The organism is Cyclobacterium lianum, assembly GCF_900143075.1.
GTDB lineage: Bacteria > Bacteroidota > Bacteroidia > Cytophagales > Cyclobacteriaceae > Cyclobacterium > Cyclobacterium lianum.
Genome location: NZ_FRCY01000007.1, coordinates 66,091 through 79,906, shown reverse-complemented (window position 1 = coordinate 79,906; position 13,816 = coordinate 66,091). Strand labels below are relative to the sequence as shown.

General features: G+C 45.3%; 14 protein-coding genes. 10 read left to right on the top strand and 4 right to left on the bottom strand.

Annotated elements, in window-relative coordinates; genetic code table 11:
* Positions 1 to 396: 396 nt before the first annotated feature.
* The gene (locus BUB19_RS12950) at positions 397 to 2,427 is read right to left on the bottom strand and encodes a M3 family metallopeptidase (protein WP_073094987.1); all 2,031 of its coding nucleotides are present in this window, start codon (positions 2,425 to 2,427) and stop codon (positions 397 to 399) included.
* Between the two features lie 45 nt (positions 2,428 to 2,472).
* Between BUB19_RS12950 and BUB19_RS12945 the strand changes: the two genes are divergently transcribed.
* Positions 2,473 to 3,012, top strand: coding sequence for a DinB family protein (locus tag BUB19_RS12945; protein WP_084097268.1), 540 nt, complete (start codon positions 2,473 to 2,475; stop codon positions 3,010 to 3,012).
* 79 nt (positions 3,013 to 3,091) lie between these two features.
* Positions 3,092 to 3,409 carry a thioredoxin gene (gene trxA, locus BUB19_RS12940; RefSeq protein WP_073094986.1) on the top strand — a complete coding sequence of 106 codons (318 nt, stop codon included), beginning with the start codon at positions 3,092 to 3,094 and terminating at the stop codon, positions 3,407 to 3,409.
* Between the two features lie 15 nt (positions 3,410 to 3,424).
* Here trxA and BUB19_RS12935 read toward each other — a convergent pair whose 3' ends face one another.
* Together BUB19_RS12935 and BUB19_RS24200 are read right to left on the bottom strand one after the other, a co-directional pair.
* Positions 3,425 to 3,904, bottom strand: a complete 480-nt coding sequence (locus BUB19_RS12935; protein ID WP_073094985.1) for a DUF4442 domain-containing protein — start codon at positions 3,902 to 3,904, stop codon at positions 3,425 to 3,427.
* A 178-nt stretch (positions 3,905 to 4,082) separates the two neighbouring features.
* Positions 4,083 to 6,413 (bottom strand): CHRD domain-containing protein, encoded by a 2,331-nt coding sequence (locus BUB19_RS24200; RefSeq protein ID WP_073094984.1) that lies wholly within the window; start codon positions 6,411 to 6,413, stop codon positions 4,083 to 4,085.
* Between the two features lie 186 nt (positions 6,414 to 6,599).
* On the opposite strand from BUB19_RS24200, the gene BUB19_RS12925 reads away from it, so the two are divergent.
* A complete protein-coding gene (locus BUB19_RS12925; protein WP_073094983.1) occupies positions 6,600 to 7,397 on the top strand; it encodes a M48 family metallopeptidase in 798 nt (265 codons plus the stop codon).
* 13 nt (positions 7,398 to 7,410) lie between these two features.
* On the opposite strand, the gene BUB19_RS12920 is transcribed toward BUB19_RS12925, so the two are convergent.
* A complete protein-coding gene (locus BUB19_RS12920; protein WP_073094982.1) occupies positions 7,411 to 9,822 on the bottom strand; it encodes a glycoside hydrolase family 31 protein in 2,412 nt (803 codons plus the stop codon).
* A gap of 192 nt (positions 9,823 to 10,014) precedes the next feature.
* On the opposite strand from BUB19_RS12920, the gene BUB19_RS12915 reads away from it, so the two are divergent.
* The 7 genes from BUB19_RS12915 (at position 10,015) to BUB19_RS24530 (ending at position 13,749) form a co-directional block, all read left to right on the top strand.
* The gene (locus BUB19_RS12915; RefSeq protein WP_073094981.1) at positions 10,015 to 10,401 is read left to right on the top strand and encodes a hypothetical protein; all 387 of its coding nucleotides are present in this window, start codon (positions 10,015 to 10,017) and stop codon (positions 10,399 to 10,401) included.
* 181 nt (positions 10,402 to 10,582) lie between these two features.
* On the top strand, positions 10,583 to 11,830 hold the full coding sequence (locus BUB19_RS12910) for a site-specific integrase (protein ID WP_073094980.1): 1,248 nt from the start codon (positions 10,583 to 10,585) through the stop codon (positions 11,828 to 11,830).
* Positions 11,831 to 11,901: 71 nt separating this feature from the next.
* Positions 11,902 to 12,270, top strand: a complete 369-nt coding sequence (locus BUB19_RS12905) for an ArsR/SmtB family transcription factor (protein WP_073094979.1) — start codon at positions 11,902 to 11,904, stop codon at positions 12,268 to 12,270.
* Positions 12,267 to 12,656 carry a metal-sensing transcriptional repressor gene (locus BUB19_RS12900; RefSeq protein WP_073094978.1) on the top strand — a complete coding sequence of 130 codons (390 nt, stop codon included), beginning with the start codon at positions 12,267 to 12,269 and terminating at the stop codon, positions 12,654 to 12,656. The genes BUB19_RS12905 and BUB19_RS12900 overlap by 4 nt, the downstream gene beginning before the upstream one ends.
* Before the next feature lie 34 nt (positions 12,657 to 12,690).
* Complete coding sequence (locus BUB19_RS23985; RefSeq protein WP_143156028.1) at positions 12,691 to 12,894, top strand: hypothetical protein; 204 nt, start codon at positions 12,691 to 12,693, stop codon at positions 12,892 to 12,894.
* Between the two features lie 42 nt (positions 12,895 to 12,936).
* On the top strand, positions 12,937 to 13,536 hold the full coding sequence (gene merTP, locus BUB19_RS12895; protein WP_073094977.1) for a mercuric transport protein MerTP: 600 nt from the start codon (positions 12,937 to 12,939) through the stop codon (positions 13,534 to 13,536).
* On the top strand, positions 13,537 to 13,749 hold the full coding sequence (locus tag BUB19_RS24530) for a GDCCVxC domain-containing (seleno)protein (protein WP_073094976.1): 213 nt from the start codon (positions 13,537 to 13,539) through the stop codon (positions 13,747 to 13,749).
* Positions 13,750 to 13,816 lie beyond the last annotated feature (67 nt).

The following is a 13,816-nucleotide window of genomic DNA, read 5'->3' as shown; positions in this document are numbered from 1 at the left end:
TTTTGGCGAAAAAAATTTATTGTTTTGACAAAATAAATAATATTATTTGTCGTTCGCATTGATTTTTATGCTGCATTATTGTTTTTTCCACAAAATATTGCTTGGGTTTTATGAGCTGTTAAAAATATTTATATATATAAAATTTTGTTTTATACCTCATTATTTGTATCTTAATACCGTGGTATTCATTTAAATTTTGAAGTCATGAAAGATAAACAATTTACCGTACTGATAATGGTTTCCGCAATAATCTGGTTGTTGATAATTGGTTTTATCATCATTTGATCGATATCATCCATTTTGTTTCCTACCCATTTTTCCGCAATACGGAGTCAGAACGTTTGATCCGTAATATATAATTTTAAAGGGGCCCTTTCCGGGGCCCCTTCATTGTTTTCAGACCAGTAAACCGGCTCTTTTGATCAATGCATCGGGTTTTGGTGCCCTGCCTCTGAATTTTTCGTATAATACTTCGGGATGCTCCTTTCCGCCCATGGCCAGGATATTGTCCCTGAAAGAAGCTGCTGTCTGTCCATCGAAAATACCTCTTTCAAGAAACAATTCGAAAGCATCAGCATCCAGGACTTCTGCCCATTTGTAGCTGTAATATCCTGCTGCGTAGCCTCCCTGAAAGATATGTGAAAAAGAAGCACTCATCAGTGTGCCCGGTACCGGATCGAGCAGTTCGGTAGCTTGCATGGCCTTTTTCTCGAAGGCAAAAAGGTCCTCAATCTCATCCGGATCTGTAGTGTGGTAAGCCATATCCAGCAGACCCAGGCTGATTTGTCTGACCGTTTGGTACCCCTGATGAAAATTCGCTGCTTTTTTTATCCTTTCAATAAGCGCTTCCGGAATGGGTTCGCCAGATTGGTAGTGCCTGGCAAAGAGATCCAGGCAATCTTTTTCGTAGCACCAGTTCTCAAATATTTGTGAGGGAAGTTCTACAAAGTCCCAATAAACATTCGTTCCGGACAATGACTCGAAAGTACCATCTGCCAGCATTCCGTGCAATGCATGCCCAAACTCATGAAACAAGGTAGTCACCTCGTTGAAAGTCAGTAGTGAGGGCTTGGTCTTAGTTGGTTTGGTAAAATTGCACACGATAGAAACGTGTGGCCTTTGTTCGCGCTCAGTGGTTTTTTTCTGGCCCCTGTATATGGTCATCCAGGCACCATTGCGTTTCCCTGGTCTGGGAAAAAAATCCGCATACAAGACAGCAAGGTGTTTTCCTGCTTCATTTTTTACTTCATAGGCTTTTACGTCGGGGTGATAGACCGGAATACTGGAATTGGCTTCGAATGAGAGGCCATATAATTTTTTTGCAGTCGTGAATACTCCCTCAATGGTGCTATTGAGTTCGAAATAGGGTTTCAGTAATTCGTCGTCTACCTCATATTTCTCCATCTTCAGTTTTTCGGCATAGTAGGCGATATCCCATTTTTGCAACTTGTCCAACTGGTCCCGTTTGCGGGCAAAGGCAGTCAACTCGGCCATTTCCTTCTCCGCCTTAGGCCGGGCTTTTTCCAAAAGGTCTTCCAGAAAGGAAAGTACCTGTTCCCCATCCGAAGCCATCCGTTCTTCCAGTACGAAGGTGGCAAAATCCTTGAATCCCAGAAGCCTGGCTCGGGCGTCTTTTAGCTTAAGGATTTCTTTTATGATTTCCTGATTGTCCAGGTCATCTCCTTTGCAGGCTTTGGTGTTGTAGGCAATAAATAGTTTTTTCCTCAATGCCCGGTTTTTGGCGTAGGTCATGAAGGGGATGTAGCTTGGAAATGCCAGCGTAAATACCCACTTCCCCTGCTTGCCCTTCTCTTCTGCCGCCTGGGAAGCAGCTTCAATCAGTCCCTCCGGAAGTCCCTCCAGGTCACTTTTTTCAGAAATCACCAATTCGTATTTGTTGGTCTCATTGAGTACATTTTCTCCAAACTGCAAGCCCAGCCTCGATAATTGCTGGTCTATCTCCCGGAGCCTTTTCTTCCCATTTTCATCCAAAAGGGCACCATTTCGGATAAAGGATTTGTAGGTTTTGTCCAGCAAGGTTTTTTCCTCAGTGTTCAGATCAAGTCCTTCCTTCTGATCATAGACTTTTTTAACTTGCGCAAACAGGACCTCATCTAGCAGCACGTCATTGCTGTGTGCAGAAAGCAGCGGAGAAATCTCTTTGGCCAGCCGCTGGATTTCATCGTTGGTTTCTGCTGCATTCAGGTTGAAGAATAATGCTGCCGCCCTTGATAATCGCTCACCAGAGCGCTCCAGCGCTACAATGGTATTGTGAAAATCAGGTTGAGCAATTTCTTTTATGGTGTTTATTTCCTCTTTTGCGAGCTGAATACCGGATTGGATAGCCGGAAGGAAATGTTCATTTTTAATCAGGTGAAAAGGAGCCGTTTCGAAGGGCGTATTGAAATTTTCCAACAATGGATTCATAGTTAATTTTTATCTTTGACTTTAAAACACAAAAATAGCAAAATTATGGAGACTATTTCCGGACTTAAGGTACCGGTAGCAGGCACTTATGATCCCTTTTATAAAAGGTACATCGATCTGGTAGCAGGAAAAAATCTCCGGGAGGTCTCCCGGCGACAGGAAGAAGAAATGGTTTCGATCTTTCAGCCAATCAATACCGAAACCGGAAAGCTAAGCTATCAGGCCGGTAAATGGTCGCTCAATCAGGTTTTGGGTCATATTGTGGATACGGAAAAGATCATGCATTTCAGGGCACTTTGTATCAGCAGGGGAGAATCGGCTGGCTTTCCTGGCTTTGATCAAAACAAATATGTAGAAAAGGCCATTTTCGACGAAATCCCAGCCCGCGAGCTGTTGTCTTCATTTTTATTGAACCGGCAACTTTTCTGGCAATTTATCCCCACCATTCCCCGGGGGCAATGGAATGAAGTAGGTGAGGTCAGTGGCCATTCCATGTCCCTGCATGCACTCATACATATTATTTTTGGGCACCTGGAGCATCATTTGATTTTGATCAGGAAGCATTACCTCCCCTTGCTGGGTTGATATCCGTTATTGTGATTTTTATTACTGATTTATCTCCTGGCTTTTTTTAATTTTGCTCTGTATTAAATAAAATGTGTATATGGCAAGTGGAAAAAAATTCTGCGAACTCATTAATAGTGACCAGCCTGTACTGGTAGATTTCTACGCCACCTGGTGCGGACCCTGCCAGATGATGCAGCCTATTCTTCAGGAAACGGCTGCTAAAATTGGCGACAAGGCTAAAATTCTTAAAGTAGATGTGGACAAAAATCCGCTCGCAGCCAGTAAGTATCAGGTGAGGGGCGTGCCTACATTGATTTTATTTCGCAATGGACAGCCGGTATGGCGGCAATCCGGGGTAGTTCCTGCCCATCAGTTGGAGCAGGTGATCCGACAACATACTCTTGAAAAAGCCTGATAGAGCCAGAGTTGCTTACCGTTTCCTGAAAGACCAGGTAATTATAAAGGTAGCTACGGTTTCGCCCTCCTGATTAGAGGCCGATATGGGTAACTGAAGTGTGGCGGTGTCACCCTTGTTGCTGAGTTGCTGTAGTGCTGCCGAGATTTTTTCGCCCTCAACACAGCTCATGAAGATGGTTTGGGTAGCCTTTTTGATGAAGGTCGCCTCGAAACCGGTTACCAGCATGGAAACGGAAGGCTTGCCGGAAAGGTGCAACATGCAAAGGATGCCGGACGCCAGCTCCGCTGTTCCGCACAAGGCTGAAAAATAAATAGAGCGAAAAGGGTTTTTGGTTCTGTAGGTAAAAGGCACGGAGGTCTGACACTCCCGCATATTGAGTTTCTTCAGGCGGCAACCCCAGAATATTACCGAGGGGAGATTTTTCACCATGTACCACAAGAATGAAGGAAAGGTCGTAATCGATTTTTGAAAGCGCTGCTGGGAAGGGTTCATTTGTTTTCTATCATTAGGTCGGGAAAGTATCAAGATAGGATTTGCACGGATATCATCCTAGATATGTAAAAAAAACCGCAACCCAAATGGTTGCGGTTTAATCTAAAATAAACCCATAATACGCAAAACTTATCCGGATTCAGTGTAGCGAATGCTACATCGCCGTTTCCGCCCGGATTTAAACATTTATCTCGACATTGCTGCCAATATTACCCTGACTCACGATTACGCCGAGCTGATCAATGGACAGATGTACATTGACATACCCGTCAAGATTCAATATATCTTCATAACTAAGGGCCGTTCCGTCATCCAGGGCCCTGATGGTGGTAGCACTCATACCGGTAGTGCCATTTACAGGATTGAAGGAAACGATGATTCCGCCGCCCTCTGCTGCTGAATTGGCGTGGATATGTGCGGGGTGTATTCCTCCATCTGGCGTATTCATCAGGCTTATGGTTGCCAGGGTAAAACCGTTGTTTCTCTCGCTGAAGGTAATGGTGCCGCTTATGCCGGGAACAGCAAGCTCGGAGAGTTCATAACTGCTCGTATTGCCTGTCAGCTCATTTCCCCCTATGTCTCCCTGAGCTACTATGGTACCCAGGTTATCCATAGACAGGTGTACATTGACGTAGCCGTCAATGCTGAGGATCTCCTCATAAGTCAGCGCTTCCCCATTGTCCAATGCCCTGATGGTAGTCATGCTCATTCCACTTGTTCCATCTACCGGGTTAAAGGAGACAATGATCCCACCGCCTTCTGCAGCCGAGTTGGCATGGATGTGTGCAGGGTGAATACCTCCATCAGGAGTATTGTTAAGCATAATGGTAGCGAGCGAGAACCCGTTTTTTCGCTCTTCGAAGGTTATGGAGCCCTCGATTCCGGGAACTGCCAGCTCATTTAGAGGGTACATTTTTGACATTCCTGTCAACTCATTTCCGCCAATATCTCCTTGCGCCACGATGGTCGACAACTGATTCATGGAAAGGTGGACATTTACATACCCGTCCAGATCAAGTATTGCCTCATAGGTAAGCGGTTCACCGCTGTCTAAGGCCCTGATTGTGGTTTTGCTCATTCCTGTAGTTCCATCCACAGGATTGAAAGATACGATAATACCACCCCCTTCTGCGGCCGAATTTGCATGTATGTGAGCAGGGTGTACGCCTCCATCAGGAGTATTGTTTAACATGATCGTGGCCAGCGAAAACCCATTTTTCCTTTCTTCGAAGGTGATCATGCCATTAATTCCGGGAACTGCCATTTCATTCAGCATGTAGCTCTGACTCGTTCCGGTCAACTCATTCGCGCCAATATCGCCCTGTGCGACTATGGTGGACAATTGATTCATGGAAAGGTGAACATTTACATATCCATCCAGATCAAGAATTTGGTTGTAGGTAAGCGGCTGTCCGTTGTCAAGTGCTCTGATAGTGGTCTCGCTGCTTCCGGTGGTTCCGTCCACGGGATTGAAGGAAACGATAATTCCACCCCCTTCTGCGGCTGAATTGGCATGAATGTGGGCTGGGTGCATGCCGCCTTCCGGAGTGTTGTCCAATCGAATGCTGGCCAGCGTAAAACCATTTCTCCTTTCCTTAAAAATAATGGAACCACTAATCCCCGGTACGGCCAGCTCGTTCAGAGGGTACTCCTTGAAGTTTTCTGTAAGTTCATTGCTACCAATATCTCCCTGGGCCACTATGGTTCCCAAATCATTTGCGCTCAAGTGTACATTGACATAACCGTCCATGCTGATGATTTCCTCGAAGGTAATGGCCTGTCCGGCATCATTGGTTCTGATGATAGTCCGGCTTGTACCGGTGGTCCCATCTACGGGGTTGAAGGAAACCAATATCCCACCACCCTCAGCAGCCGAGTTGGCATGAATGTGCGCCGGGTGAGAGCCTCCGTCCGGAGTGCCGGTAAGCGTAATCGTGGCAACCGTAAAACCACCTACACTTTTCTCAAACAAAATGGTCCCGCCGATGCCATCTACATCCTTGGTGAGCAGGTTGTAGCTTTTGCTGGTCCCGTCCAATGCATTTCCTCCGATATCTCCCTGAGCGACTACCGTTTCCAGTTGACCATATGCCAGGTGAACATTTACATATCCTTCAAAGGCGATCAGAGATTCATAACTGATATAAGTTCCATCATCCTGCTGATTTACCAAAGTCACACTCGTGCCGGAAGCTCCATTGACGGGTTCCAGAGAAATCGCTATATCACCGCCTTCATCTGCAGAGTTAAAATGAATATGGGCGGGGTGAGCTCCACCATCAGGAGTACCGCTCAGATTGATGGTTACCTTGGTGTACCCTCCTTCGCCTTCTTCAAAAACAACATTCCCGCTAATTCCCGAACCATCGACAGCGTTCAGGGGATAGGTTCTGCTGTTACCCAAAAGTTCCAGCGCATCTGCCGGACTTTCTTCATCTACGCAGGATTGCATCAGCACACTTCCTGCAATCCCAAGCATTAAAAACATCAAATGATAGTACTTTTTCATAAGCTTTTTAGGATATTGTTTAAAATTGGATTTTCTTGTTTTTATAAACTGATTGCCGGGGGAGATGTTTTATATTTGTGGATTTTTTTGGTTGGTACCCGATATACAAACATTTATTATTTTGAAGAAATGCACCGAAACTGGCATTCTTTTTGACATTTCAAGCTAGGTTAGAAATAAAAAGTCATGTATAAAAAAGCAATTGTTTTTCTTTTTCTGGGGTTGATCATCTATAGCTGCGCCACAGTACCATTGAGCGGCAGGAAGCAGTTGAGCATTGTAAGTAATGCAGAGGTACTTCCGTTGGCCTATGACCAGTACGATCAGGTTTTAAATGAGAGCAAGGTTTTGACCAACTCCACAAAGGGGCAACAGGTAGTCACTGTGGGCAGGAAGATTGCGGATGCAGTCGAAAAATACCTTAATGACAATGGACACCCTGAAATAACCGATGGTTTTGCCTGGGAATTCAATTTGCTGGAAAGTGACCAGGTAAATGCCTGGTGTATGCCCGGGGGAAAGGTAGCTTTTTACACAGGGATTTTACCGATCTGCCAGGATGAAACCGGAATCGCCGTGGTAATGGGGCACGAAGTAGCCCACGCGATTGCCAATCATGCAAGAGAAAGGATGTCGCAGGGTATGGTGGCTAACGGCCTCCTGGGAGGTATACAGGCTGCCATGGGCGAAAATCCCACACTTACCCAAACCATCTTTTTGCAGGCGATTGGATTTGGTGGTCAGGTAGGGATGTTAAAGTTTTCCAGAGATCAGGAATTGGAAGCAGACCAATTGGGTTTGATTTTTATGGCCATGGCGGGATATGACTCCAGAGAGGCACCTGCTTTCTGGCAAAGGATGAATGCCCAATCGGAAGGAGCAAGGCCTCCTGAATTCCTTTCAACCCACCCTGGTCCTGAAAGAAGAATAGATCAGCTTAACGATCAAATGGAAGATGCTTTAAAGTATTATCAGGGCAATTGAAACCCGGTAGTGCTTACCCTAGCTGGATTAGCTGTTCGCGCGCATCCAGATCCACGGTCAGCGCCGAAACAGATTTGCAGATCTGAAAGCGATGCTCTCCTGCAGGCAATGGGTCAAATTCTGATATCTCATCCAGAAAGGCTATGTTGTTTGTATCCATTTTAATGCGTTGACCACCCACGATGGCATATTGCTCAGAAAATCCATGGAAATAAATTTTGGCTTTATTGTATGAACTCCGGAAGGCTCCGGTTGGCGCAGCAATCGTGAGGATCTTATGGTCATGATCCATCTGAATGGTTCTGTTGGAAAATGATCCGGAGAGGTATTGATAGCTGTTGCCATCATCCTCGTATAGTGTTTGTACCTGCAGGCCTTTGCCTTTGTATACATGTATTTTTAGTCTGTTGTCCGGCTCAGCGGCAGTAGATGCTGCAGCAGATTGCATCAGTAAAATGGATCCGGCGGCCACGAAAACCGGCAAGTAATCCAGTGGGCAATCCCAGAAGACCTCCTGTCCACCCCGGGTTTTTTTATCGGAGAAGAAATAGTACCATTCTCCCTCAGGAAGATAGACTTTAGTAATGGATTTATGACTTTCCACCGGAGCTATCAACAGGGAGTCACAAAACAAGTATTGGGAGTCAAAAGATCCATGATACACTTTGTTGTCTTCCGGGTAGCTCAATGCCAGACTTCGGGCCAGCGGTAAACCGCTTTGGGTTGCCCGCTGGAAAGCTGAATAAATCAATGGCATCAACTTGTACCGCAGACGGATATAATTTCGTGCAATGGCTTCTACTTCTTCCCCGAAGGCCCATGGCTCAGAGGCATGGCTGTTGATCATGGTATGCGCACGGAATAGCGGACAGAATGTGGCGATACTTATCCACCTGGCAAAAAGTGGGGGTGTACAGTTTCCGACAAATCCGCCAATGTCATATCCTGAGAAAGGTATACCGCTGATTCCCAAACTATTGACCAGCCGTACACCTGCAAGCATGTGCTCATCGTCAGATACATTATCACCTGTCCATACAGCCGCATAGCGCTGTATTCCGGCAAATCCGGAGCGGGTAAGCACAAATGGACGGATATCTGCATTTAATTTTTTTTGTCCCTCCATGGTGCTTCTTGCCATCTGCAACCCGTATACATTTCTGCATTTTTTATGGTTACCGCCGGATCCCTCAAAATCAAACTGGATCAGGTGAGGGATGGTCTGACCCCAGGTAGCTGGTTCGTTCATGTCCGTCCAGAACCCATCTACGCCAAGATCTGTATAAAATTTCATCTTCTCTGCCCACCATTGCCTGGTTTTTGGGTGTGTAAAGTCCGGGAAAGCACACCAGCCCGGCCAGACCTGCCCCTGGTAAATTTCTCCGTCTGGATATTTAAGGAATAGCTCCTTTGCACGTCCCTCTACATAGGGCTGATAGTTTTCATCTACTTTGATGCCGGGATCGAGGATTACCACCACTCTGAAGCCCATTTTCTTTAGCTGCCCTATCAGAGAGGCAGGATCGGGAAAATTCTTGCCGTCAAAAGTGAAAACCTTATAATTCTCCATGTGATGGATGTCCAGATAAATCACATCTGCAGGAATATCTTTATCCCGGAATGTTTTGCCCAGCCTTAATACCTCCTTGTCCGGATAATAGGAATAACGACACTGCTGATATCCGAGAGCCCATTTGGGGGGGAGCTCAGGTCGCCCCGTGAGCGCAGTATAGGCAGTAATGATATCAGCAATATGTTCGTCATGAAAGAAGTAATAGTCCAGATCGCCATCTGCGGCCGAGAAGTACGCATACCTTTTGTTTCCAGCTCCGAAGTTAAATGTTGATTTGTACGTGCTGTCCAGAAATATGCCATAGCGGAGCCCATGGTGGAGGCCGATAAAAAAGGGTACAGATAAGTAAAGGGGATCATCTCCCGGGCCATAGGCAAAGTGGTCGGTGTTCCAATGCACATAGCTTTGTCCAAAACGGTTTAAACCGCCTGTTTTTTCGCCCAGACCGATGAATTTCTCCCATTCCTGCAACAACCGGTAATTGCTGACTTCAGTTCCGAGCCAGTTTATACCATAATTGGGATCATCCTCGCTGATCACCTGGCCTGAGGGCGTTTTAAATGTCAGTGAAAAATTTTCTTTCCGTACAAACAAATGAATCTTACCCGTTTTCAATAACAGAAATTTATCCCCATCCTCTAAGGTATAGGGAATATCTTCTCCCATTGCCTGTACCGTATACGGGTTGGCTTGAAAAGATTGTTCTTTGCTGACCTGAATGCGAAAGGTATTCTGGCTAAGTATCTGAATTTGAAAAGCGGCATTCTCAGTTTGACCGGAAATGCCCCTGGGCGTCGCATCAAAGCCTTTCAGCTTACCGGGTACCAAAGGAGAAGCTTCTTTTTTTTGCATGGTTCAAGCCTTTTTTCTTCAAGTTAACGAGTAAATTCAATATTCAAAACGGTAGCCATTTCCGGCGGCTATTGTCTGGGTGAACACCTCTCTTGAAAAGGTGTATTCAGAGGGCGGGAATACTGTCATTTTGATGATTTAAATCATGTTGCTGGTTTTGAGTTTTTTAGCGGAAAGCTTTACATTCAAGACATGAAGCTGACCTTTCTTTTGCTCGTGCTTGTACACGGGTTGATTCATTCTTTGGGTATGATCAGGGCCTTTGACTGGATGCAGCTAAAGGAATTTACCGCTGAAGTCAGCAGGGGAATGGGCTTGCTCTGGTTGACTGCTTCCCTGCTGTTTCTACTTTTTGGCCTGTTTTATTATTGGGGCTGGAGACATTCCCTGTATATAGGCGTAGCGGCTGTTTTACTCTCGCAGATATTGATCCTGCTCTATTGGAAGGATGCCAGGTTCGGTACCTGCCACCCCGACAACAAAGGTTCATCAGAACCCAAAAGCCTGCAAATCTTACGATTTGCGGGCTTTTTTATTTTTTACGTATCAGTTCGATTTAGACAATTTCAGCAAAAATGAGACCTATCCGGTGAACCAAATGAATAGTTTATTTTAGTTCACCAGATTGATGCAAATAGCTGTAAAACAGATAGTTGCATTGAGTATTTTGAACTGCTTTAGGTCTGTTTGAGTGACCTTGTGGAAGCAGTTCACCACGAGAGGAATCATTTTAACACAAACACTCAAAAGCTGAATTGTCATGAGAACTACAAACACCTTCGGAGTTCAGTTCATCACAAGAACGAACAAGGCCAAAGATGGCCTACTCCCAATCTATGCCAGGGTCACCGTTGATGGCCGCAGAGTTGAAATATCATTGAAGCGCTGGATCAAACCAAGCGACTGGAATGGCAGCAAAGGCATGGCCAAGGGCAGCCGGGAAGAAATCAAATCGCTCAATCACTACCTGGATGAAGTCCGGGCAAGGATTATGGAGTGCTACCAGGAGATGCAGGTCCAAAAAAGACTGATCACTGCTGATGCCATCAAGAGTATGTTCCTGGGTACAGACCAAAAGGACTTCACCTTATGCAAGCTGGTGGATTATCACAACCAGACAATGCGGGATACACTGGCGTGGGGCACGATGAAAAACTACTTCACCACTCAGAAGTATATCCATCGATTTTTGAAAGAGCGCTTTGGTACTACCGACATGTTCCTGTCGGAACTGTCTTATAAATTCATCACCGATTTTGAATTCTACCTCCGAAACTATAAACCCAAAGACCACCAGAAGCCGCTTGGCAACAATGGAGTGATGAAGCATCTGGAGAGGTTCCGGAAGATGGTGACAATGGCCGTGAAAATGGAATGGGTAAGCAGGGATCCATTTGACAAGTACCAGCTCAAATTCCATCGGGTGGATCGGGATTTCCTCAATGATGAAGAGCTGGAGGCCGTAGAGAACAAGGACTTCAAAATTGTCCGCCTGCAGTGGGTAAGAGATTTGTTTGTGTTCAGTTGCTATACCGGACTGGCCTACATCGATGCCATGAACCTTACCCCATCCAATATTACCATTGGCATTGATGGGGAATACTGGTTATCTACCTGCCGCCAGAAGACCGACCAGCCGGTAAGGGTTCCTATCCTTCCCAAAGCTTGGGAAATCATCGAGAAATACAAAACCCATCCAAGAGCTGTGCAGAGGGGGGCAATATTCCCAATGATTTCTAACCAAAAGCTGAACTCTTACCTGAAAGAAATTGCTGATCTGTGCGGAATTGAAAAGAACCTCACATTTCACCTAGCCAGGCATACTTTTGCTACTACAGTTACGCTTTGTAATGGTGTGCCACTGGAAACGGTTAGCAAGATGTTGGGTCACTCCAAAATTACAACCACGCAGGTTTACGCCAAAGTGGTAGAGAAAAAAGTGAGTGAGGATATGCAGAATCTAAGAGAGAAACTAGCAGCACCAAAATTGATGAGAAGGGCGAAATAGCCCTTTGTATTTAAGTACTTGCTTAAATAACTATCATTCCCTACCTTTGTTTAAGCAATTGCTTAAATACTATGAATACATGTATCCGTGTCTTTGCAGATAGCATCCAGATCAGTCGCTGCAGAGAAGACTTGAAAAACAAAGAAGAAAGCTTTTTAGAACTGGCCGATGTACTGAATCTGGCAGGTAATGCGGTTCGCCTCAAAATCCTGTACCTCTTGAAACAGGAAAATGAACTTTGCCCATGTGACTTGTCAGACATCCTGGGCATGACCGTGCCGGCCGTCTCCCAACATCTAAAAAAACTGAAGGATGCGGGAATCGTGACGACCAAAAAATCCGGTCAAACCATCTTCTATTCAGTAGAAGAGCAAAGTCAGCGAATCATTTCATCAGTGCTCGATTTGTTTAAGCTCCCAAATTCAATTCCTACCTTATGATACCCCATGATCTCACTCAAAGCATAAAGGTTTCACTAAAAACAGCAACAGGTCAGCTGGGATACATCCTTAGCAAAATAGATGATGTGGACCAGGTTGAAAATATCCTTTTGCAGCTAAAAGCTGTGCAGTCCATGCTTACTAAGACTACTTACGAGTTATTGGATGATGCCTACAGGAAAGCACTAGCAGAAAGGATCTCGTCAGCTTACCAGAGCTGCCCTGGCGACTGTGGCAATGAAGAAACAATAGAAAAGCTGAGAAAACTATTTCCAGAGCTTAAACTCGAAGAAGTGCCTAAAAAACTACGAGAAGCCCGCATGGTGGAAGAAGAATTGAAGAAATTTTTATCCGAACGTTTGGATACCCCCTCCCCCCGTGACTGACCTTTGGAGAGATGTTTCATTAAAATAGATTGATATGAAAAGTAAACTCATGATTTTCGCAACAGCGAGTATTCTCGCAATTGGTGGCCTTGCCTACGGGATCAACTCATCTCCAAAAGCTTGTCCTTTGGAAGGTACTCCAGATTGTCCAAAAGTTACCTGCCCTTTGGCAGGCACTCCTGAATGTCCTTATGACATGAAAGTGGCGGAAGTACCCGCCTGCTGTAAGAAAAAGTAACTGGGAGGGCGCAGAGCCCTTCTTTTTTTGAAAATTAAGTATATGAAAAATTCCCTTTTAACCAGCGGCCTTTTAGCCGCTTTAGTAAGCTCCCTTTGCTGCATCAGCCCGGTGCTTGCATTAGTGGCCGGTGCAAGCGGGATTGCGTCCACTTTCTCATGGATCGATCCGGCAAGGCCTTTTTTTGTCGGCATCACAGTGGTTGTATTAGGCTTTGCCTGGTATCAGAAACTCAAACCAAAGGCCAAAAAGGAAAAAGAATGTGCCTGTGAGGAGGACCTTCAGCCCTCCTTTTGGCAAACAAGAAAGTTCCTTTCAATAATCACGGTCTTTGCTGCCCTGATGTTGGCGTTCCCGCTTTATGCTCACATTTTCTACCCTAAATCTGAAAAGCAAGTGATCATCGTTGATAAGTCAGACATTCAGACCGTAAATTTTCAAATCAAAGGCATGACTTGTCAGGGGTGCGCAGCGCATGTAGTGCATGAAGTAAATAAGCTCAGCGGCATCCTGAATGTAACCGCCTCCTACGACCAGGGCAATGCCATCGTAGAATTTGATAAATCCAAAACGGACGTCCTTGAAATTGAACAAGCCATCAACTCAACCGGATATTCAGTGACCAATAAAACAGAGAAATAAATGGAAATCATCTTAGAATCTACCATCACTTGCCCCAACTGCGGACATCAGAAAGAAGAAACTATGCCGACTGACGCCTGTCAGTATTTCTATGAATGTGAAAACTGCCACCAGGTGCTAAAACCAAAGGAAGGGGATTGCTGCGTGTATTGCAGCTATGGTTCAGCACCTTGTCCACCAGTACAATTGGATTCTGATCAAGCATGTTGCTAGGGTAGACAATGCTTTATGTGACATACATCATGTTTTGACATGTGCAATGTCATAGCGCACTCAATAA